Origin of the sequence: Thiohalocapsa sp. (genome assembly GCF_022340605.1) — a bacterium.
Taxonomy (GTDB): Bacteria; Pseudomonadota; Gammaproteobacteria; order Chromatiales; family Chromatiaceae; genus Thiohalocapsa.
In genome coordinates, this window is sequence record NZ_JAJDNQ010000141.1 from 1 (window position 1) to 19,728 (window position 19,728).

General features: G+C 68.1%; 16 protein-coding genes and 1 pseudogene. 10 read left to right on the forward strand and 7 right to left on the reverse strand.

The features are described 5' to 3' along the window. Positions 1–1,052 (reverse strand): UvrD-helicase domain-containing protein (locus LJE69_RS17345; protein WP_296927289.1); only part of this gene is annotated, 1,052 nt, incomplete at its 3' end. Positions 1,053–1,214: 162 nt separating this feature from the next. Here LJE69_RS17345 and hemE point away from each other — a divergent pair. Both hemE and LJE69_RS17355 read left to right on the forward strand, forming a co-directional pair. Beyond that, the gene (hemE, locus tag LJE69_RS17350) at positions 1,215–2,285 is read left to right on the forward strand and encodes a uroporphyrinogen decarboxylase (RefSeq protein ID WP_296927290.1); all 1,071 of its coding nucleotides are present in this window, start codon (positions 1,215–1,217) and stop codon (positions 2,283–2,285) included. Between the two features lie 85 nt (positions 2,286–2,370). Beyond that, entirely contained in the window at positions 2,371–4,401 is a 2,031-nt protein-coding gene (locus tag LJE69_RS17355; protein WP_296927291.1) for a hypothetical protein, read from the forward strand. A 261-nt stretch (positions 4,402–4,662) separates the two neighbouring features. On the opposite strand, the gene ptsP is transcribed toward LJE69_RS17355, so the two are convergent. Beyond that, positions 4,663–6,927 carry a phosphoenolpyruvate--protein phosphotransferase gene (gene ptsP, locus LJE69_RS17360; RefSeq protein ID WP_296927292.1) on the reverse strand — a complete coding sequence of 755 codons (2,265 nt, stop codon included), beginning with the start codon at positions 6,925–6,927 and terminating at the stop codon, positions 4,663–4,665. 38 nt (positions 6,928–6,965) lie between these two features. Further along, a complete protein-coding gene (locus LJE69_RS17365; RefSeq protein ID WP_296927293.1) occupies positions 6,966–7,589 on the reverse strand; it encodes an RNA pyrophosphohydrolase in 624 nt (207 codons plus the stop codon). A 144-nt stretch (positions 7,590–7,733) separates the two neighbouring features. Here LJE69_RS17365 and LJE69_RS17370 point away from each other — a divergent pair, with 144 nt between their 5' ends. The 4 genes from LJE69_RS17370 to LJE69_RS17385 all read left to right on the forward strand — a co-directional run bounded on the left by LJE69_RS17370 (position 7,734) and on the right by LJE69_RS17385 (position 11,359). After that, positions 7,734–8,399, forward strand: a complete 666-nt coding sequence (locus tag LJE69_RS17370; protein ID WP_296927294.1) for an HAD family phosphatase — start codon at positions 7,734–7,736, stop codon at positions 8,397–8,399. Positions 8,400–8,509: 110 nt separating this feature from the next. Next, a complete protein-coding gene (locus LJE69_RS17375) occupies positions 8,510–9,277 on the forward strand; it encodes a GNAT family N-acyltransferase (RefSeq protein ID WP_296927295.1) in 768 nt (255 codons plus the stop codon). 41 nt (positions 9,278–9,318) lie between these two features. Beyond that, positions 9,319–10,116: a 1-acyl-sn-glycerol-3-phosphate acyltransferase gene (locus tag LJE69_RS17380; protein WP_296927296.1), complete on the forward strand. Its 798-nt coding sequence runs from the start codon at positions 9,319–9,321 to the stop codon at positions 10,114–10,116. A gap of 28 nt (positions 10,117–10,144) precedes the next feature. Further along, entirely contained in the window at positions 10,145–11,359 is a 1,215-nt protein-coding gene (locus LJE69_RS17385; protein ID WP_296927297.1) for a glycosyltransferase family 1 protein, read from the forward strand. Positions 11,360–11,704: 345 nt separating this feature from the next. Here the strand turns inward: LJE69_RS17385 and LJE69_RS17390 are convergent, their stop codons facing one another. From LJE69_RS17390 to LJE69_RS17400, 3 genes are all read right to left on the reverse strand, one after another. Beyond that, positions 11,705–12,094, reverse strand: a complete 390-nt coding sequence (locus LJE69_RS17390; RefSeq protein WP_296927298.1) for a sulfur globule family protein — start codon at positions 12,092–12,094, stop codon at positions 11,705–11,707. A gap of 121 nt (positions 12,095–12,215) precedes the next feature. Next, positions 12,216–13,103, reverse strand: coding sequence for a carboxylating nicotinate-nucleotide diphosphorylase (nadC, locus tag LJE69_RS17395; protein WP_296927299.1), 888 nt, complete (start codon positions 13,101–13,103; stop codon positions 12,216–12,218). 267 nt (positions 13,104–13,370) lie between these two features. After that, positions 13,371–15,611, reverse strand: coding sequence for a DUF1631 family protein (locus tag LJE69_RS17400; protein ID WP_296927300.1), 2,241 nt, complete (start codon positions 15,609–15,611; stop codon positions 13,371–13,373). A gap of 164 nt (positions 15,612–15,775) precedes the next feature. Between LJE69_RS17400 and LJE69_RS17405 the strand changes: the two are divergent. From LJE69_RS17405 to ampD, 4 genes and pseudogenes are all read left to right on the forward strand, one after another. Continuing rightward, positions 15,776–17,341 (forward strand): annotated as a pseudogene (locus tag LJE69_RS17405) (DUF1538 domain-containing protein). Between the two features lie 2 nt (positions 17,342–17,343). Then, a complete protein-coding gene (locus LJE69_RS17410; protein WP_296927301.1) occupies positions 17,344–17,694 on the forward strand; it encodes a P-II family nitrogen regulator in 351 nt (116 codons plus the stop codon). Between the two features lie 2 nt (positions 17,695–17,696). After that, complete coding sequence (locus LJE69_RS17415) at positions 17,697–18,104, forward strand: CBS domain-containing protein (protein ID WP_296927302.1); 408 nt, start codon at positions 17,697–17,699, stop codon at positions 18,102–18,104. A gap of 5 nt (positions 18,105–18,109) precedes the next feature. Continuing rightward, complete coding sequence (gene ampD, locus LJE69_RS17420; protein WP_296927303.1) at positions 18,110–18,709, forward strand: 1,6-anhydro-N-acetylmuramyl-L-alanine amidase AmpD; 600 nt, start codon at positions 18,110–18,112, stop codon at positions 18,707–18,709. 25 nt (positions 18,710–18,734) lie between these two features. Here ampD and LJE69_RS17425 read toward each other — a convergent pair whose 3' ends face one another. Then, the gene (locus LJE69_RS17425) at positions 18,735–19,574 is read right to left on the reverse strand and encodes a UDP-2,3-diacylglucosamine diphosphatase (RefSeq protein ID WP_296927304.1); all 840 of its coding nucleotides are present in this window, start codon (positions 19,572–19,574) and stop codon (positions 18,735–18,737) included. Between the last annotated feature and the right edge of the window lie 154 nt (positions 19,575–19,728).

A 19,728-nucleotide genomic window follows, 5' to 3' on the forward strand; every position in this document is an offset into this window, starting at 1 on the left:
TCGGCGCGGGCGGTGCCTTCGTCCACGCAGTACTTGCGGATGCGCTCGACGACGAAGCGCGCCTCGTCCACCTCGTTGAAGGCGGCGTAGACGCGGATGGGCTCGCCGGCGCCGTCCTCGGTCCAGAGGTTCTTGCCGAGCCGTGTGGGATTATTGGCGATGAGCGTGTTGGCGGCGCTCAGAATATTGCCGGTGGAGCGGTAGTTCTGCTCCAGCCGCACGACCTCGGTGTTCGGATACTCGCGCTGGAAGCGCTGGATGTGCTCCACCTTGGCGCCGCGCCAGCCGTAGATGCTTTGGTCGTCGTCACCCACCAGGAACAGGTTGTCGCGCTCACCTGCCAGGAGGCGCAGCCAGGCGTACTGGATGGCGTTGGTGTCCTGGAACTCGTCCACCAGGATGTGCCGGAAGCGCTCGCGGTAGTGGTGCAGGATGTCCGGGCGGTCGCGCAGCACCTCGTGCGCGCGCAGCAGCAGCTCCGCGAAGTCCACGACGCCCGCGGCCTCACAGGCGTCCTGATAGCGCTTGTAGATGTCGATCATCTGGTGCTGGTAGAAGTCGCCGCCGCCGTCCACGTGCTGCGCGCGGTGCCCCTCATCCTTGTGCTTGTTGATGAAGCCCTGCACCTGCCGCGGCGGCCAGCGCGCCTCGTCCAGCGTCATCTCCTTGAGGATGCGGCGCACCAGCCGGAACTGATCGTCCGAGTCCAGGATCTGGAATTGCTGCGGCAGCTTGGCGTCCTGCCAGTGGGCGCGCAGAAACCGATGCGCCAGGCCGTGGAAGGTGCCCACCCACATACCGCCGATCGGCTGGTGCAGCATCTGCTCGATGCGCTGCTTCATCTCGCGGGCGGCCTTGTTGGTGAAAGTCACCGCCAGCAGCGACCACGGCGGCACCTGCTCAACCTGGATCAGCCAAGCGATGCGGTGCACCAGCACCCGCGTCTTGCCGGAGCCGGCGCCGGCGAGCACCAGGCGGTTGCCCGCGCTCGCCGTGACGGCGGTGCGCTGGGCCTCGTTCAGGTTGTCGAGGATCGCGGAGACGTCTTCCATCCGGGCATTGTACTGACCCAGCGCCGCAGTGCAGCACCCTTCCTTCTGCCGGCCGACGCGCGTCCGTCATGGCCCGGCGCATTGCTCGCCGGGCCGACCCCTGTAGTATGCTGCGCGGCACAACGATCATCCCAAACCACCACGCCGCCGGAATCCTGCCCCGTGAACGAGCTCTCCAACGACACCCTGCTGCGCGCCCTGCTGCGCGAACCCGTCGACTACACCCCAGTCTGGATGATGCGCCAGGCCGGGCGATATCTCCCCGAGTATCGCGAGACCCGCGCGCGGGCCGGCAGCTTCATGGACCTTTGCCGCAACCCCGAGCTCGCCTGCGAGGTGACTATCCAGCCACTGGAGCGGTTCCCGCTGGATGCCGCCATCCTGTTCTCCGACATCCTGACGGTGCCGGACGCCATGGGTCTCGGGCTCTATTTCGCCGAGGGCGAAGGGCCGCACTTCGAGCATCCGGTGCGCTCGCAGGCCGACGTGGACCGCATCCGCGTGCCCGACCCGGAGGACGAGCTGCGCTACGTCATGGATGCGGTGCGGGTGATCCGCCGCGAGCTCGCCGGCCGCGTGCCGCTCATCGGCTTCTCCGGCAGCCCCTGGACGCTCGCCACCTACATGATCGAGGGCGGCACCACCAAGCACTTCGCGCTCAGCAAGGCGATGATGTTCGACCGCCCGGACCTGATGCACGCGCTGCTCGGCAAGGTGGCCGATGCCGTGACGCTCTATCTCAACGCCCAGATCGCGGCCGGCGCCCAGGTGGCCATGGTATTCGATACCTGGGGCGGCGTGCTGACCCCGGGCGACTTCCGCGAGTTCTCGCTCCGCTACATGGAGCGCATTGTCGACGGCCTGACCCGCGAGGCCGACGGCCGCCGCGTGCCGGTGGTGCTGTTCTCGAAGGGCGCGGGCCAATGGCTTGACCGTATGGCGGAGACCGGCTGCGACGCCCTCGGCGTGGACTGGACCACTGAGCTCTCCGACGCCCGCCGTATGGTGAAGGACAAGGTTGCCTTGCAGGGCAATCTCGATCCCTGCACCCTGTATGCCTCGCCGGAGCGTATCCACCGCGAGGTGGGCCGGGTGCTGGCGAGCTACGGTGCCGGCAGTGGCCACGTGTTCAATCTCGGTCATGGTATCCACCCGGACGCCGACCCCGAGCATGCGGCGGTGATGGTGGAGGCGGTGCACGAGCTGAGCCGGCCCTACCACGCCGCCGGTTGAGCGGAGCGGCAGCCCGTCGGCGCCAGATGCGCCGATTCCCCGACGAGTCCGCGGGCGCCCCGCCCGCAGAACCCGAGAGGGCATGTTGAGCGACGCGCGCTATCGCATCGATGGTCCGAGCCCGCTGGAGCTGCCCGGTCCGCGGACCGATGGCCCGGTTCCGCGCATCGAGGTCGTGACCGGCGCCGAGCAGGCGCGCGCGCAGCCGCCGCGGCGCGGCCCCCTGTCGCTGGCGCTCTGGTTTCTCGCCGCGTTCGCGTTGGTTCTGGTGCCGGCGACGCTGTGGAATTACGCAAGACCACCCGTCTATCGCGCCACGGCCACGGTGCTCACCAAGGTGCCGGCCGAGCGCAACGGCGTCGGCGGCAGCGAGGCCGATCTCCAGAACGTGGCGATCCAGCGCAAGCTGTTGCTGGGCCGCGAGTTGCTCACGGAAACCCTGAAGCGGACCAAGGCCGCGGGCGATAACCCGCCACCGACGCCCGATGATCTGCGCCCGATGCTCGCCGTGGATCCGGTGCCCGGTACCAACCTGGTGGAGCTGAGCGCCGAGGGCGGCCCGCCGTTGCTGCTCGCCGGGCTGGTGAATGCCTGGCTGGACGCGTACGAGGCGCTGCGCCAGCGTGAGATCGAGGCACGCGTTGGCACGGAGCTGACCAAGCTGGCCGAGCAGGGCGACGCCCTGGAGGCGACGATCGCCGCCAAGCGCGCGGCGCTGACGCGCTTTCGCGAGCGCCACGACATCGTCACCCTCGAGCGCGACAGCAACCGGGCGCTCCAGCGTCTGAATAGCTTGCAGGCGTCTCTTGCCGACGCCGAGGACGCCCAGATCAAGGCCAAGGCCCAGCTCGCGGCGGTGGAGGCGGCCAGCGCCGGCGGTGAGCCGCTGATCGCCGAGCAGCAGGCGACGGCACTTGCACAGCTCAAGCAGCAGGAGGCGGAGCTGGTGGTGCAGGTCCGGCACCTGCGCAAGCGCTACACGGACATGTTCATCCAGAACGACCCGGACAAGCGCGCGCTGGTGGAGCAGCTCGAGCGCGTGCAGGCGCGCATCGAGGCGGTGCGGCACGAGGGCGCACAGGCGGCACTGACGGCGGCACGGCGGGAGGCGGAGACCGCCACCGACCGGCGCTTCCGGTTGCAGCGCGAGCTCACCGAGCAAAAGCACGTCGCCTCGCGCTTCAGCGCCGACTTCGAAGCCTACCAAGACCTGAAGTCGGATCTCGCCGCCCTGGACGAGATGCAGCGGCGCACCGAGGGTGAGCGGGTAGCCGTGGAAACCAAGGCCATCGACGGCTACCCGCAAATCGAGATCATCGAGCCCGCGCATCCGCCGCGGGACCCCGTGCGCCCGAACTACCTGCGAGATCTGGGGTTGTCCGTCATCGCCGCCGGCGGCGCGGGCCTGCTGACCCTGGCGGGCGTGATGCTGTTCGACGCCAGTCGTCGCCCGCGCCGCGGCCCACCGATGACCGGCGTGCGCATCTGGGACGACGCTGTCGCGGGTGACCACCCGTCGCGGCTGCCGGGAGCCGATGCTGGCGCCAGGCTCGGACACCAGCGGGGCACGCCTGCCGCCCTGCCCCGTGCCGACCTGTCCGGTGCCCCGCGCCGCCAGCTCATGGGTGGCGAGGTGGAGGCGCTGTGGGAGCTTGCCGACGACGCCGAGCGGCAGCTCATGGGCCTGTTGCTGTGCGGACTCGACCTGCCTGAGATCGGCGCGCTGACGGCGGCGGATTTCGACCTGGACGCAGGCACGGTGACGGTCCCCTCCGACGCTCGGCGCATTGCGCTGCCGCCGGCGCTGTTGACCTTGCTCGCGGGCGCCGCAGCGCTGCCTGCCTGGCCGTCGCCGGCCGCAGCCGACGAGCTCGCCGGCCGCATTCCGTTGCTGGCCCTCGACGCGGGCCTTGCCCATGCCGCGGAGGTCTCGGCCGAGGTCCTGCGCCATACCTATCTCGCCCACCTGGTGCGCCAGGGGGCACGGCTCACCGAGCTGCACCAGGTGGCCGGACGCTTGGATGCGGCGACCGTGCAGCGCTACGCGCCCTTGTCGCCGGCCGGTGCGTCGCTGCCGCTGGACAGGGTGGATCCGGTCTATCCGGTGCTGGCCTAGCGCGGGTGCTGGCCTAGCGCGGCGCTTCTCCTAATCTTGCTTTCGTTGTCGTTGTCGTTGTCGTTGTCGTTGTCGTTGTCGAATATTCGAGCACGACAACGACAACGAGCAGAGACTTCGACCAGGTTCCTCGGCTTTAGCCCCACCCGGGTTGGCGCCCTGCAAAAGTGCCTGAAATGGGGTACGAGTACAACGCCGGCGCATTCGGCGTCTTCCACTGTCTGCATGTGCCAGCTTCTTTGCCACGCCGGCCGCCCTGTGTCAGCGCCCGGGGCGCACCAGGCCGCCGAGTCCGATCTCCTCCAACATCTCCATGCACAGCCGGCGCACGCAGGCGCCGGTCTCGCACAGCAGCGCCCGGCCCAGCACCTCCTTGGCGCGGGTGCGGCTGATGCTGCGCAGTACACCCTTGACCCGCAGCAGGCTGCCGGCGCCCATGCTGAGGCTGTGCACGCCCATACCGAGCAACAGCGGTGTGGCGCGCGGGTCGCCCGCCAGCTCGCCGCAGACACTCACCTCGCGGCCATAGGCGCGGGCGCCCTCCACTACCTGCATCAGCGCGCGCAATACGGCCGGATGGAATTCGTCGTACAGCGCGGCGACACGGGCGTTGTTGCGGTCCACGGCCAGCAGGTATTGGGTGAGGTCGTTGGTGCCCACGGACAGGAAGGACATGCGCCGGGCCAGCAGATCGGCCTGATACACGGCAGCGGGCACCTCGACCATCGCACCCACCGGCGGCAAACGCACGGGATGACCCTCGGCTGCGAGCTCGTCGCAGGCGCGCTGGATCAGGGTGAGCGCATCGTCCAGCTCGTCGACGCTGGTGATCATGGGCAGCAGGAGCTGCAAGTTGTCGAGCCCGATGGCGGCGCGCAGCATGGCGCGCACCTGGGTCATGAAGATCTCCGGATGGTCGCGGGTGATGCGGATGCCGCGCCAGCCGAGGAAGGGATTGGACTCCGTTACCGGAAAGTAGGGCAGTTGCTTGTCGCCGCCGACATCCAGGGTGCGGATGGTCACCGGCCGCGGCGCGAAGGTCTCCAGCACCCGGCGGTAGTTGCGCAACTGCGCCTCCTCGCCCGGGAAGCGGTCGCTCACCATGAACGGCAGCTCGGTGCGATAAAGGCCGACGCCGGCGGACTCGTCCATGCCCAGCGGCCGTTGCTCCAGCACCAGGCCCGTGTTCAGGTACAGCGGTAGCGCGAAGCCGTCGGTGGTCTCGGCAGGCAGGTTGCGCAGGGCCTCCAGCTCCGCCGAGAAGGCCCGCTCCTCGGCGGCGAGGCGGCGGTACTCGGCGGTCACCGCCGCGGACGGCTGCATATAGACCCGGCCGCGGTAGCCGTCGACGATCATCGACCGGCCTTCGAGCCGGCTCACCGGGAGTTCCAGCACGCCCAGCGCGGCCGGCACGCCCATGCCGCGCGCGAGTATCGCCACGTGCGACGACGCCGAGCCGCGGCGGCTGACGATGCCTGCGAGCGACCCGCGCGGCACGGCGGCGATCTGCATGGCGCTGATCTCGTCCCCCACCAGCAGCGTCTGCTCGGGATAGGCGGTCGTCGCCGGGGCGCCGCGCTGCAGGCGCAACAAGACCTGCCGGCCCAGGTCGCGCACATCGGCGCCGCGCTCGCGCAGATAGGGGTCGTCGATGCGGTCGAACTCCGCCAGCAGCTCGGCGACGGTGTCGCGCAGGGCGCCCTGCGCCCAGTTACCGGCGCGGATGCGCTCGATGGTGTCGGCGACGAAGCTTTCGCTCTCGAGCATGAGCCGCCAGGCCTCGAATAGGGCCTGATCCTCGTCGCGGAGCGCGCCGCCCATGCGCGCGCCCAGCCGGGCGATGTCCGCGGCGACGCCGGCCACGGCGGTGCGGAAGAGCTCGATCTCGGCATCCGGGTCCGCCGCCGGCTTGTCGGGTACCGCGTCCAGGTCCGCGGGCGGATAGACGACGAAGCCGGTGCCGGTGCCGACACCCGGTGCGGCCGCAATGCCCTCCAGGTAGCGCGCTGGCAGACCGGGATCGGGCGGTAGCCCGACCAATTCGCCGGTGCTGCGCGCCAGGGCGATGGCGGCCGCTAGTTGCACCGCCAGCGTGACGACGAAGGTGACCTCTTCATCGGCGAAGCGCCGCGGCGCACGCTGGCGCAGCACCAGCACGCCCAGCACCTTGCGGTGTTGGATGATCGGCACGCCGAGGAACGCGTGCAGCGGTTCCTCGCCGCTGCCGGTGATGGCCAGGTAGTTGGGATGGGTGGTGGCATCGTCCAGGTTGACGATGTCGGCGCGCTCGGCGGTGCGGCCGATGAGCCCGCGGTGCAGCGGGATGCGCACCCGGCCGACGGCGTCCGCCGGCAGGCCGTCGGCCGCCATCAGCACGTGCTCGCGGCGCTCGGGATCGGTGAGATAGACCGAACAGACGTCGGCGCCGATCGCCTGCTTCACCTCGCGCACGAGCACCGACAGCGCGGCGTCCAGCGATGGCGCCTTGTCGACGGTTTCGATGATGCGACGCAGCGTGGCGAGCATGACCCTGAGCCGTGCTCCCGTGGGCGAGAGGCCGGTTGTCAGCGACGGCGTTGGCGCATGGAGCCGGCGAGCCGAGCCGGCGCGACATGGCGCCGCGGGTCTTCCGGTTCGCTGCGCAGATGCTGCCTGGCCTCGCCCTCGGGCAGGTGCTCGGTGGCGAGCTCCGCGGGGTCCGGCTGCGGCACACCCTCCGGATACAGCAGTGGTGCCAGCTCTTCCAGCGCGCGGGCGTAGACGTGGCGCTTGAAATAGACCACCTCGCGCAGCGGGTACCAGTAGCGCACCCAGCGCCAGGCGTCGAACTCCGGCTTGGCGGAGCGATCCAGGCAGAACTCGCCCTCGCCGCAGTCCACGCGCAGCATGAACCACACCTGCTTTTGCCCGATGCAGGTGGGCCCGCAGCGGCGCCGTATGAATCGCCGCGGCAGCCGGTAACGCAGCCAGCCCTGGGTGCAGCCGAGCACGGTGACCTTGTCAGCCGTCAGGCCGACCTCTTCCTCCAGCTCCCGGTACATGGCCTCCAGCGGTGTCTCGTCCGACCTGATGCCGCCTTGGGGAAACTGCCAAGCGTTCTGGCCAATACGCCGCCCCCAGAACAGTCGGCGCTGTTCGTTGCACAGGATGATGCCGACGTTGGGGCGAAAACCGTCCGGGTCTATCAAGGCGGCGTACCTCATTGAGTCCCGCCGCATTTTTCCACAACCCCACGGGGCCGGGCAAATCCACAAGTATTTCAGTCTTTGCTGATGTGTGCGTGTTCCGCTAGCCTTCGCGCTTTGCCAGGGCCGGACTCGTCGTGCCGTACCATGCCGCTCGCCCTTTTTGATCTGGACAATACGCTGCTCTCGGGTGATTCGGACTACCTGTGGGGGCAGTACCTGGTGGAGCGCGGCATTGTCGACGGCGCCGCCTACGAGGCCGCAAACGCCCGGTTTTACGCGGACTACAAGGCCGGCTGCCTCGACATCGACGCCTTTCTCGCCTTCGCCCTGCGGCCGCTGCGCGACAATCCACCGGATGCGCTGCTCACATGGCGCGCGGAGTTCATGGCGGCCCGCATCGAGCCGCTGATCGGTCGCCCGGCGCGGGAACTGGTGGAGCGCCACCGGCGCGCCGGTGACACGCTGCTCGTGATCACGGCGACCAACTCGTTCGTGACCGCCCCCATCGCCGAGCGCTTCGGCATCCCCCACCTGATCGCCACCGAGCCAGAGCGCGACGGCGCGGGCTTCACCGGCCGTGTGGCTGGCGTACCCGCGTTCCGCGAGGGCAAGGTCGTGCGCTTGCAGCAATGGCTCGCCGCGCATGGCGGCGACCTCGCCGGCAGCCAGTTCTACAGCGATTCCAACAATGACCTGCCATTGCTGGAGCGGGTGGACAAGCCGGTGGCCGTGGACCCGGACCCGCTGCTGGCAGAGATCGCCCACGACCGCGGCTGGCCGGTGATTTCGCTGCGCAGCCATGCACCCTGATGCGTCTGGGGAAAACGCTGACATATTTCGGTCATATTTCCCTCATGAATCTGCAACGCTATTGGGCTATTTTGCTCAATTTGCCGATGATCCAGCGATGGGGTTGAGTCATGAGGATCAATGCGTCTGCGCTCCCCGTCAGGCGCGGGGAGCGGCTGTTCGTGGAGCTGGCCGTTGGCCCGGAGGCCGTGCGCCAAGCGCAGGCGCTGCGTTATCGCATCTTCGGCGAAGAGATGGGCGCCAAGCTCAAACAGGGGCACGCCGGGCTCGATGTCGATGACTTCGACGCCTATTGTCACCACCTGCTGGTGCGTGAGACCAAGACTGGCGCCGTGGTGGGCTGTACGCGCCTATTGAACAGTGCCGATGCTCATCGGACCGGCGGCTTCTACTCCGAGAGCGAATTCGATCTCGGTGCTATCCCGCGCCTGCCGGGCAAGCTGCTGGAGGTGGGCCGCACCTGTGTCTCCGCGCAGTGTCGCCAGGGCGCGGTCATCGCGGTACTCTGGTCCGGTATCGCCGGATACGTCCAGTTGCATGGAATCGACTACCTGTTCGGCTGCGCGTCGGTGCCGCTGGGCGAGGGCGACCTTCAGGCGGCGGCCATCATGAACCGACTGCGCCGGCAGGCCATGGCGCCGCCGGAGCTGCGCGCGACGCCGAAGACGCCGCTGCGCTGTACCGATGTGCCGGAGGGCATCCTCGACGCCCCGTTGCCGGCATTGCTCAAGGCCTATGTGCGGCTCGGTGCGCGCGCCTGTGGAGAAGCCTGCCGGGATCCGGATTTCGAGGTGGGAGACGTCCTGATGCTCTTGAAGCTGAGCGAGATCAATCCCGCCTATGCGAGACATTTCTTGGAACGCGTCGGAGAGCATTGAGCACGCAGCCCATTCTGATTCCGGCCCGGATTCGGGCCCTGATGCCGACATGGCGGGCGCTGCGTCTCCTGGAGCATGTGCTTACGGGCGCGGTCCTGTCCGCCGGTGTGGCATCGCTGGGCCTGGCGCGGGTGCCCCGGCCCTGGCAGCCGGCGTTGGTGTGCTGGTGGCACCGTCGGCTGCTGCGCTGCCTGGCGCTGCATGTATCTCAGCAGGGTACGCCGGCACGCGGGGCGCTGGTCGTCGCAAACCATGTCTCCTGGCTGGATATCCCGGTTGTGGGCGGAACGGCGCCGCTTTGCTTCGTCTCCAAGGCGGAGGTGCGCCAATGGCCGGTCGTGGGCTGGATGGCCGCCACCGCTGGCACGTTGTTCATGCAGCGGGGCGCCCATCAGGCGGCTGAGATGGCGCGCTGCATCGCGCAGCAGTTGCGCGATGGGGCGAGTGTCGTGATCTTTCCGGAAGGCACCACCAGTGACGGGCGCGCGCTGCGACGCTTCCACGCCCGTCTGTTTGCCGCCGCGGAGTGTGACGGCACCGTGGTACAGCCGGTGGCGATCCGCTACGGTCATGGCGTCGAGCCGGATGCGACGGCGCCGTTCATCGGCGACGACACTCTGTTGGCCCACCTCTGGCGCGTGCTGCGGCATCCGGCGCTGGCGGTTACCGTAACCTTTCTGCCGCCAGTGGATGGCGCCGGCGCGGGCCGGCGGCAGATGGCCGACGCGGCCCACGCCGCCATCACCGGCCAGCTCTCGCGGCAGACGGGAGAGGCCGTTGCCGCAGAAGGCGAGCGCTTCGGCCGGCGCACGGCCGCCGTACTCGCTCGCCGGGCATAGCGGCGCCCGGCACGCGCAGGGCGAACCCATGCACAGCCAGTCTTTACAGCCAATGCGCATCGGCGTCGTCACCGAGACTTACCCACCGGAGATCAACGGCGTCGCCAACACCATGCGGCAGTTGGTGACGGGGCTGGCGGGCCGCGGCCACCATGTGTTGCTGGTGCGCCCGCGCCAAGCCGCCGATGGCCGCGGGCGCGGCCCGCGCGGGCAGTTCCTGGTGCCGGGTCTGCCGATTCCGGGTTACCAGGGGTTGCGTTTCGGCCTGCCGGTCTACTGGCGCTTGCGCAATATTTGGGCGCGCCTGCGTCCACATGTGGTCTATGTGGCCACCCAAGGGCCGCTGGGCCACGCGGCGCTGAACGCCGCGCGTAGGGTGTCCATTCCGGTGGTCACCGGCTTCCACACGCAGTTTCACCAGTACAGCCGCCACTACGGTCTCGGTCTGCTCACCCAGCCCATCGTCAATACGCTGAAGAATTTCCACAATCGCTCCGATGCGACGCTGGTCCCCACTTCGGCGCTCCGCGCGCAGCTCAACGAGGCGGGCTTTCACAACGTGCATGTGTTCAGCCGCGGCGTCGACACGACGCTGTTCGATCCGGCCCGGCGCAACGACGCGCTGCGCCGCGCTTGGGGCTGCGGTGAGCAGGATCTGGTGGCGCTGTATGTCGGGCGCATCGCCGCAGAGAAGAACATCCACCTGGCGCTGGCCTGCATGGAAGCCCTGAGCGCGCGCTTCGACAATCTGCGCTGTGTGCTGGTGGGTGATGGGCCCGAGCGCGCCCGCCTGGCGCGCAGTCATCCGGGCTGCCGCTTCGTCGGCGCCAAAGTGGGGGAAGAGCTCGCCGCGCACTACGCGAGTGGCGATCTGTTCCTGTTTCCGAGCCTGACCGAGACCTTTGGCAACGTCGTCACGGAGGCCATGGCCAGCGGCCTGCTGGTCAATGCCTTCGACTACGCTGCCGCACACGAGCATATTCGCCACGGCAGCAACGGCTTGCTGGCGCCCTGCGGCGATGATGATGCCTTCATCGCCGGAGTCCTCGAAGCGGTGGAACGGTCGGCGCAACTCCAGCGCATGCGCGAGGCGGCCCGGCACGCGGCCGAGTCCTTGAGCTGGGGGCGGATCATCGCGGGACTGGAGGAGCGCCTGCACGACGTGCTGCGCCAGCGCGGGGCTGAAGGTGTGGAACGGCGGGTGGATGCCGTGGGCCATGCAGCCTCGGGCAATGGGGCCTGAGAGAGACAGGTGCCGTCCGAACGGTGTCGGCCGGTTGTGGCCACGCGCCTGGGGCGGGCCAAGGGCATGCGCGGTCTGACGACCGGGAGGTGTTGGTGTTGGACAAGAGTCGCGCCTTGGCGGCGTCAGGCTGCCGTCGTGCGCGCGAGAACGGCGTCGGGTTGGCTCGGATGAGGCCTGGGGACGGGCTCTGGATGTGGAGCTCTGGATGTGGAGCTCTGGATGTGGAGCTCTGGGCGTGGGGCTTTGGGGGGGCGCGTCCTTGCGCTGAGGTCCGTATGCCGATCGCACTGAGCCGCCGGACGGCGGCCCGGTGCGCGGCAGGCCCGGGACAGGCCGAGGGACTTACTTCGCTTCGGCGTTGGCCGGAGCAGCAGGCGCGACAGGAGCACCCGGCATGCCGTAAGGCGCGCCGTAGGGGGCATAGCCCGGGTAGCCGTAGCCGCCCCAGTAGGGAGCGCCGTAGCCACCCCAGTAGGGGGCGTCGTAGCCATAGCCGTAGCCGCGGCCATAGCCATAACCGCGACCCCGGCCCCAGCCGTGGCCGCCGCCGGACATGCTCATGTTGAAGTCGCCGTAGCCGTCACCGAACATGTCGTTGAACCAGTCGCCGACGCCGTCGCCCCAGCCGGAACCGTAGCCGGGGCCGCCCCAGCCCGGGCCCCACCAAGCACTGGCGGAAGCGGAAACACCAAGCAGAGCGGCGACGGCCGCGGCGGTAGCAAGCTTTTTCATCTGTTTTCTCCTGGGATTCTGGGTTAGCAAGCGCCGAGCGGTTTGCGCATCAGCGGAGCTAATAATATTAGAATTTTCTAAAATACGAAATATCAATTTACGATCTAAGCGGGCATATCGATCAGTTTTGGCTATCGACGTGCAGACGCATGGACAAGTCGGCCGCGAGCAGGCTCTTGGTCAGATCCCCCACGGAGATGTCGTCGACCCCGGTCTCGGCGATGCCCCGCATCTGCTCCAGGGTGACGCCGCCGGACGCCTCCAGGCGCGCGCGGCCCTGATTGAGCGACACCGCCCGGCGCAGGTCGCCGAGCTCGAAATTGTCCAGCAGCACGCGCTCGACGCCGGCGTCGAGCGCCTGCTCGAGCTGGGCGAGCGTCTCCACCTCGATCTCCACGGGGACCTCGGGCGGCACTTGCTGCCGCGCCAAGGCGACGGCGGCGGCGATGGAGCCGGCGGCGGTAATGTGGTTCTCCTTGATCAGCACGGCGTCGAAGAGACCCATGCGGTGGTTGTGGCAGCCGCCGCAGCGGACCGCATACTTCTGCTCGCGGCGCAGGCCGGGCAGCGTCTTGCGGGTGTCGAGAATGCGCACCGGCAGCCCCGCGACCGCATCGGCATAGCGGCGCGCGCGGGTCGCGGTGCCGGAGAGGGTCTGGAGATAGTTGAGCGCGGTGCGCTCCGCGGTCAGCAGCGCCCGCAGCGGTCCTTCGATCTGGCACAGTAGAGCCCCCGGCGCGAGCAGGTCCCCGTCGGCGGCGAGCCAGCGCACGGCGACGCGCGCGTCGATGAGCGTGCAGGCTAACTCGAACCACTTGCGTCCGCACAGCACCGCCGGCTCGCGGGTCACCACCTCGGCGCGTGCCCATTGCGTTGCCGGCAGCAATGCAGCGGTCAGGTCGCCGGAGCCGACGTCCTCGTCAAGGCTGCGCTGCACATGCGCGCGGATGTGCTCCAGCGGTGGCAGGGATTCCGCGAGTGCGGGTGGATTCGGTGGTGCAACGGCCATGGGGGGACCTGCTGGGGTTTGGGGACGGTGGTTGCGCGCGCCTCGCCAGGGCAGGCGCGGGGCCTGGCCCGCGCGCCCGAGGCCTGCGGCCAGTGGCGCGTCGCATTTCGGCGCAGTCGTACTAGTGCTTCGCTGCGGAAATTTCGAGACCGGGCTCCCTCGTGGTCGTGGTCGTAATCGAAAGTCCGGACGGTTGAGGTCACGACAACGACAACGAACTGAGACGGTCTCGGGACTTGCGCATTGGTGCACTAATGTGCCGGCGCGTTACCGGATGCTCAACGACTGGCGGACGGCTTCCATGGCGCGGTCCACGAGTGGCACCTCGCCAGTACCGATGACCGTGGCGAGATCCTGGCCGAGCAATGCCTCCAGCTCGGGTTGCGGCAGCTCGAAGCCCTTACGGCCGAGGCAGTCCACGAACAGGAGCGGGTCTCCGGCCTCGCCGCGCCAGGCGAGCTTGAACCGCTGAATGCTGCCGTCATCGCGGGCGACGCCGAGCCAGCAGCCGACGGGCAGCGCGTCCGCGTCGTTGGGTGTCGTGCGCGTAGGGTGCAAGACGGCGCCGGCGTCGCCGCCCGTCTCTCTGCGCAACTCGCCATCGAGGTCCGTCGCGGACTGGCCGCGCAGCGCCGCGATGTGAACCGTCTGTAGTTCCTTGAGCCAGCGGGCCAGGAGCTGTTGATCGACGATGACGGTGCCCAGGCAGGCGCGCAAATCGCGCAGCAACTCGGGGATGCGCCGCAGCAACTCTCGCCGCTCGGCCGCGTCGCGCTTGGGCGCGACGCTCCATACCAGGTCCTCCAGTACACGCTTGCCGGCGCGCCAGCGGCGGTCCTGCTCGCCGCCGTCGGCATCGGCCCGCACCATGGCCTCGAGCCAGGCTTCCTCGAGGATGGTGCGGACGATTCGTGGCAAGTCCTCTCGCGATGTGCGTGCTTCGACGAGCGCAAGGGCGCGGCGCCTTGCGCCGCGGCGTGCGTTGCGCGCGGCGGCCTGGCGCACGACCCGTTGCTCGGCGAGCGCGGCCTGTGCCTGCGCCCCGGTCACATGTTGTGCGAGCTCATGCTCGAGCGCGGAGAACAGTGCTGGGTCCGTATACATCTCGGTGACGACCCGCTGCACAAGGTGGTCGATGCGTGCGTAGAGTCCATCGTCCTGGTCGCGGTCGCTCTCGTTCCAGCCGATGCTGGCCTGGGCGATGAGGTTCAGCAGGCGTCGTGCGGGGTGCTCCGGGTCATCGAAGAAGTTCTGGTCGATCAGCGCCAGCTTGACGTAGGGGATCTGCAGCCTGCTCACCAAGACCTTGATGGCATCCGGCATGTCGTTGCCGGCGAGCAGTTGCTCGAACAACAGGAACACCAGGTCCATGGTGTCTTCGTCGTTGGGCGCAAGCCGGCGCGGCTGGGTGGGGTCCATGCTCGCCCGCAGGCGATCACCCACCGCGTTGCGAAGGGCGGTCGGCGCCAGCGCGACATCGGCTGCCTGCTGTGCCGTTTCGGGCTCCACCCCCGAGAGCAGCGCGATCAAATCCTGTGTCGCCAGTGTCGCCTGGGGCGACCTGTTGGGATCGATGTGCCGCGCCCCGGCGAGCATCTGTCGCAGGGCCTCGAACATGCTCGCGGCGCTGTCATGACCAGCCGCCGTGTCGGTTGTCGGGCTGCTTGCGGCGGCGCGGCGCGCCGTCGGCACGGCGCCCAGCGTTGCGTGCTCAGTGCTCGCGGCCGGCCCCTGTGCTTCGGTCGGGGCGTCGTGGTTGTGGGTCGCTGCAGCTTGGGCCTCGGCCGGGGACGCCTGGTCGCCGTTCTTGACGATCTCGTGCCTGCGCGAAGACGGTGAGAGGCCCTGCGCGAGGGCATACTCGACGCAGCCCGCGTAGAAGGCGTCCAGGCGGTCCATCACCTGCTGGTCGAAGATCTTGTGCACCACCAGCACCGTGGACAGGTCCAAGGCGTCTATGGAGCGCAACGCCGCGGCGAAGGCATTGGCAATGGCCGTCGGACTCACGGGGACGTCGCGCTGGTCCAGCTCCGGACGCGCGATCAGTTGGCCGAAATGGCGCGTTAGATCCCGCAACGGGCGAATGTAGCGCGTCTCCGCCTTGGAGATCATGTTGGTGAGCACAAGCGATTCTTCGAGGTCCTTCTCGGCGAGGATCTGCAGGTCCGCGGAATCGAAGCTGCGCTCCGAGGTGAGTCTCAGGTTGTGCGCGGCGTCCTGGAACAGGGCCACCGTGTCGGTCAGGTTGCGCAAGAAACGGCGCTTGAGGTTGGTGCGCCGGTGGCGCAGGTAGCGTTGTGCCTCGAAGTAACTGGCATAGCTGCGATCACTCTCGGCCTTGTCCGCGAACTCGTAGAGCGCGTCGTCCACCCGCTGCAATGCGCTATCCACCAGCGGCGGCAGCTCACGCTGCAGGCGCTCGGTGCAATGGCCGAGCATGCGCTGCAAGGTCGCCGGGGGAAAGGCAATGCGCTGTGCGTCGGGCGGTGCTGGTTGGTCCGATGCCATGCTTCGGTGCCCGGGGCCTGTGTACTGAGGCACCCAAGAGCTTTGTTTGTCACTAGTCTAGTACTATTCGCGGTCCGAAAGTCATCGCAGCACCTGCAAATGCCAACATCTCGCGCCCGATGGGGTGCCGCGCCACAGACGCGGACCACGGCCCTGCCTAGCCGATGATCCGACGCTCCCGTAGCCTCGCTGCTCAGGTTGCCGGCGCTCTGCTGCAGAGTCTGCGCGATCTGGCACCGATCGTGGTCGTGATTGCCGTTTTCCAGTTGCTGGTGCTGCGTGAGCCCATCGCGGATCTTGCCAGTCTGCTCATCGGCATCGGCATGGTGGTCCTGGGGCTGACGCTGTTTGTGCAGGGCCTGAACCTTGGGCTGTTCCCGCTCGGCGAGGGCATGGCCTGGGGCCTGGCGCACCAGGGCAGCCTGTTCTGGCTGCTGGCCTTCGCCTTCGGCCTGGGGTTCGGCACCACGGTGGCGGAGCCCGCGCTTATCGCGGTCGCCGACGAGGCGGCTGCCGTGGCAGCCGACGGCGGCATGATCGCAACCGGCGCCGCGGCGCAGGAAGCCTATGCGCTCGGGCTGCGGCTGACCGTGGCCGCCGCCGTCGGGGTCGCGCTGTTGGTGGGGGTGCTGCGCATTCTGCGCGGCTGGCCTATCCAGTATCTGATCATTGGCGGTTATGCCGGCGTGGTGCTCATGACGGCCCTGGCGCCGGCGGAGATCGTCGGCATCGCCTACGACTCCGGCGGCGTGACCACCTCGACCATCACGGTTCCGCTGGTCACCGCGCTCGGTGTCGGTCTCGCCACCAGCATCGAGGGGCGGAATCCGCTGGTGGATGGCTTTGGACTCATTGCCTTCGCGTCGCTGACGCCCATGATCTTCGTCATGGTCTACGGCATGCTGATCTGAGTGCCCGCTGCGATGTTCGCGGATACCCCATGTGCCATCGACACCCTGGTGCCCATTTGCGCGACGCTGGATGACGTGTTGCCGATTCTGGCGGTGCTGGTGGGCTTTCAGGTGTTGGTGCTGCGCCGGCCGCTGGCGAATCCGCGCCGGATTCTGCTGGGCTTCGGCATGGTGCTGCTGGGGCTCGCGTTTTTCATGCAGGGATTGGAAACGGCGCTGTTCCCGCTCGGTCGTCTGATGGCGGTGCAGCTGACGGCGCCGGAGTTTGTCGGCGCCGCCGGCGGCGGTGCGGTGGCGGGCGCGCCGGACTGGCGTGCCTATGGCTGGGTGTACCTGTTTGCGTTCGCCATCGGCTTCGCCACCACCATTGCCGAGCCCTCGCTCATCGCCGTTGCCATCAAGGCCAATCGGGCCTCGGCCGGCACCATCGGCACCACCGGCCTGCGGGTCGCGGTGGCCTTGGGGGTCGGCGTCGGCATCACGCTCGGCGCCTTTCGCATCGTGACTGGGACGCCGCTGCATTGGTACATCATCACGGGCTACGTCTTCGTGCTCTTGCAGACGGCATTCGCACCAAAGCCCATCATCGCGCTGGCGTATGATTCCGGCGGGGTCACCACTTCAACCGTCACAGTACCGCTGGTGGCGGCGCTCGGGCTCGGCCTGTCCAGCAGTATTCCAGATCGCAACCCGCTCTTGGACGGCTTTGGTCTCATCGCCTTCGCAAGCCTGTTTCCGATCATGTCCGTGCTCGGCTATGCCCAGCTCACCGCACTGGTGGCCCGGGGCCGGCGCGAGCAGGACCGCACGGGGAATTGACCATGCACTTCAAGCTGATCATCGCACTGGTGGAGCAGACCGAGACCGAGGCGGTGCTCGAGGCGGCGCGGGCCGCCGGCGCCACCGGTTCCACCGTCATCAGTTCGGCACGCGGGGAGGGGGCCGAGCAGCAGAAGACCTTTTTCGGGCTGACCCTCGAGACCCAGCGCGACGTGCTGCTGCTGGTGGTGGAGGAGCACTTGGCGCGCAGCATCCTCGAGACCATCGCCGAGGTGGGCCATTTCGAGGATCGGACCGGTTGCGGCATTGCCTTTCAGGTGGACGTCGAAGATGCCGTCGGCATCAGCCACCAGATCCGCGTGCTGTCCAAGAAGGTAGAGGAGGAGATCTGAGCATGCCTGAACGCGAGCCCATCCGCGTGCGCGACGTCATGAAGCGGCAGTTCGACATAGTCGACGGCATGGACACGGTCGCCGTCGCGCTGGAGCGCATGCGACACGTGGACACCAAGTCGCTGATCGTCCGCAAGCGCCACGCCGATGACGAGTACGGTGTCGTGCTCATCTCCGATATTGCCCGCCAGGTGCTGGCGAAGGACCGTGCACCAGACCGGGTCAACATCTACGAGATCATGTCCAAGCCCGTCATCACCGTCGCGCCGGACATGGACATCCGCTATTGCGCGCGGCTCTTCGCACGCTTCGATCTGTCGCGGGCGCCTGTGGTGGAGCATGGCGAGGTGATCGGCATTGTCAGCCTGACCGACCTCGTCATCAAAGGCATGGCGCATCAGCAGGGATGACGGCGATGGCGGATGCGTCAGGCGGCGACGCGTCAACGGACGCCCTGCCGGGCTGGCTGCCGGGGGCGCGCCGGGTGGATTCGCCCAACTTCGACCAGCGTCCGGACGGTACGGTCATCGACCTGCTGGTGATCCACAACATCTCGCTGCCGCCCGGGGAGTTCGGCGGGCCCTGGGTGGAGCAGTTGTTCTGCGGCAGGCTGGATGGCGGTGCTCACCCCTATTTCGCGGCCATCGCGGATAACCCCGTGTCCGCCCACCTGTTCATCCGCCGCGACGGCGAGGCGATGCAGTTCGTGGACTTGGGCAAGCGTGCCTGGCACGCGGGCCGTTCCTGCTGGCAGGGGCGGGCCGAGTGTAACGACTACGCCATCGGCGTCGAGCTGGAGGGGACGGACCATCTGCCTTTTAGCGACGCGCAGTACGCCCGGCTCGCGGTGCTCACCGCGGACATCATGCGCCGCTTTCCGGCCATCACCGGCGAGCGCATCGTCGGTCACAGCGACGTGGCACCCGGACGTAAGACCGATCCAGGGCCGGCCTTCGACTGGTCGCGCTACCGCAGGCTGCTGGCCGAGCTCGGCGCCGGGGCCGGCCGGGCGTAGCGCGCATGCCGGCGCGGGCGTCGCCTCAGCCGGCCTTGGCCATCGCTGCGGCCGCCGCGGGCAGGGGCCATTCGGTGGTGAGCACTGCCTGCTCCTCGGTCCAGCGCAGCAGCTCCATGCTGCCGTTGTGGTGCTCGACCAGGGCCGTGCAGCTCTCCACCCAATCGCCGCAGTTGCAGTAGGTCACGCCGGCGATATCGCGGATCTCGGCATGGTGGATGTGGCCGCAGATCATGCCGTCCACGTCCCATGCACCGGCCTCGGCCGCGACGACCTCCTCGAAGTTGCCGATGTAATTGACGGCGTTCTTCACACGCTGCTTGAGATAGGCCGCCAACGACCAGTAGCCGAGCCCCAGGCGCCTGCGTACCCAATTCAGGCGGTGATTGACCGACAGCAGCAAGTCATACAGCTTGGCGCCGAGCACGGCCAGCCAGGGCTCGTTCTGCACCACGTGGTCGAACTTGTCGCCGTGCAGGATCAGAAAGCGGCGCCCGTCGACCGTGGTATGGACCACCTCGTCGCGCACCGTAACGTTGCCGAAGTCGCTGCCGATATGCGCGCGCAGGAGCTCGTCATGGTTGCCCGGTACATAGATGACTTCGGTGCCATTGCGCGCCTTGTCCAGGATGGCGCGCACCACGTTATTGTGGGATTGTGGCCAGTAGACGCCGTTCTTCATCGCCCAGATGTCGATGATGTCGCCCACCAGGTAGAGCCGTCGGCATTCGGTGGCCTGCAGGAAGTCGAGCAGGAATTCCGCCTGACAGCCGCGGAAGCCCAAATGCACGTCGGAGATCCAGATGCTGCGATACTTGAGCGGATGGATGCGCTCGACGTTGTCGGATCCAAATGCTGCGCTCATGTCCCATACTGCTGCCCGTGATGATTCAGCGTATGGTGACGCGCGATTGTTGCGATGCTATTGAAGCCAGATGAAGATCCGGTGAAAGGCGCTGGCTCGTTTCGGTTTATTAACTGATTCGCGACGTTTGCATGTCCGTTTGACGACGATTCCA

Excerpts from the sequence above, each read along its gene's own strand:
- LJE69_RS17415 (WP_296927302.1), top strand. The coding sequence starts at position 17,697 with ATGCCTGAACGCGAGCCCATCCGCGTGCGCGACGTCATGAAGCGGCAG.
- LJE69_RS17385 (WP_296927297.1), top strand. The coding sequence starts at position 10,145 with ATGCACAGCCAGTCTTTACAGCCAATGCGCATCGGCGTCGTCACCGAG.
- ptsP (WP_296927292.1), bottom strand. The coding sequence starts at position 6,927 with ATGCTCGCCACGCTGCGTCGCATCATCGAAACCGTCGACAAGGCGCCA.
- LJE69_RS17410 (WP_296927301.1), top strand. The coding sequence starts at position 17,344 with ATGCACTTCAAGCTGATCATCGCACTGGTGGAGCAGACCGAGACCGAG.
- LJE69_RS17390 (WP_296927298.1), bottom strand. The coding sequence starts at position 12,094 with ATGAAAAAGCTTGCTACCGCCGCGGCCGTCGCCGCTCTGCTTGGTGTT.
- LJE69_RS17375 (WP_296927295.1), top strand. The coding sequence starts at position 8,510 with ATGAGGATCAATGCGTCTGCGCTCCCCGTCAGGCGCGGGGAGCGGCTG.
- LJE69_RS17370 (WP_296927294.1), top strand. The coding sequence starts at position 7,734 with ATGCCGCTCGCCCTTTTTGATCTGGACAATACGCTGCTCTCGGGTGAT.
- ampD (WP_296927303.1), top strand. The coding sequence starts at position 18,110 with ATGGCGGATGCGTCAGGCGGCGACGCGTCAACGGACGCCCTGCCGGGC.
- LJE69_RS17400 (WP_296927300.1), bottom strand. The coding sequence starts at position 15,611 with ATGGCATCGGACCAACCAGCACCGCCCGACGCACAGCGCATTGCCTTT.
- LJE69_RS17380 (WP_296927296.1), top strand. The coding sequence starts at position 9,319 with ATGCCGACATGGCGGGCGCTGCGTCTCCTGGAGCATGTGCTTACGGGC.
- nadC (WP_296927299.1), bottom strand. The coding sequence starts at position 13,103 with ATGGCCGTTGCACCACCGAATCCACCCGCACTCGCGGAATCCCTGCCA.
- LJE69_RS17425 (WP_296927304.1), bottom strand. The coding sequence starts at position 19,574 with ATGAGCGCAGCATTTGGATCCGACAACGTCGAGCGCATCCATCCGCTC.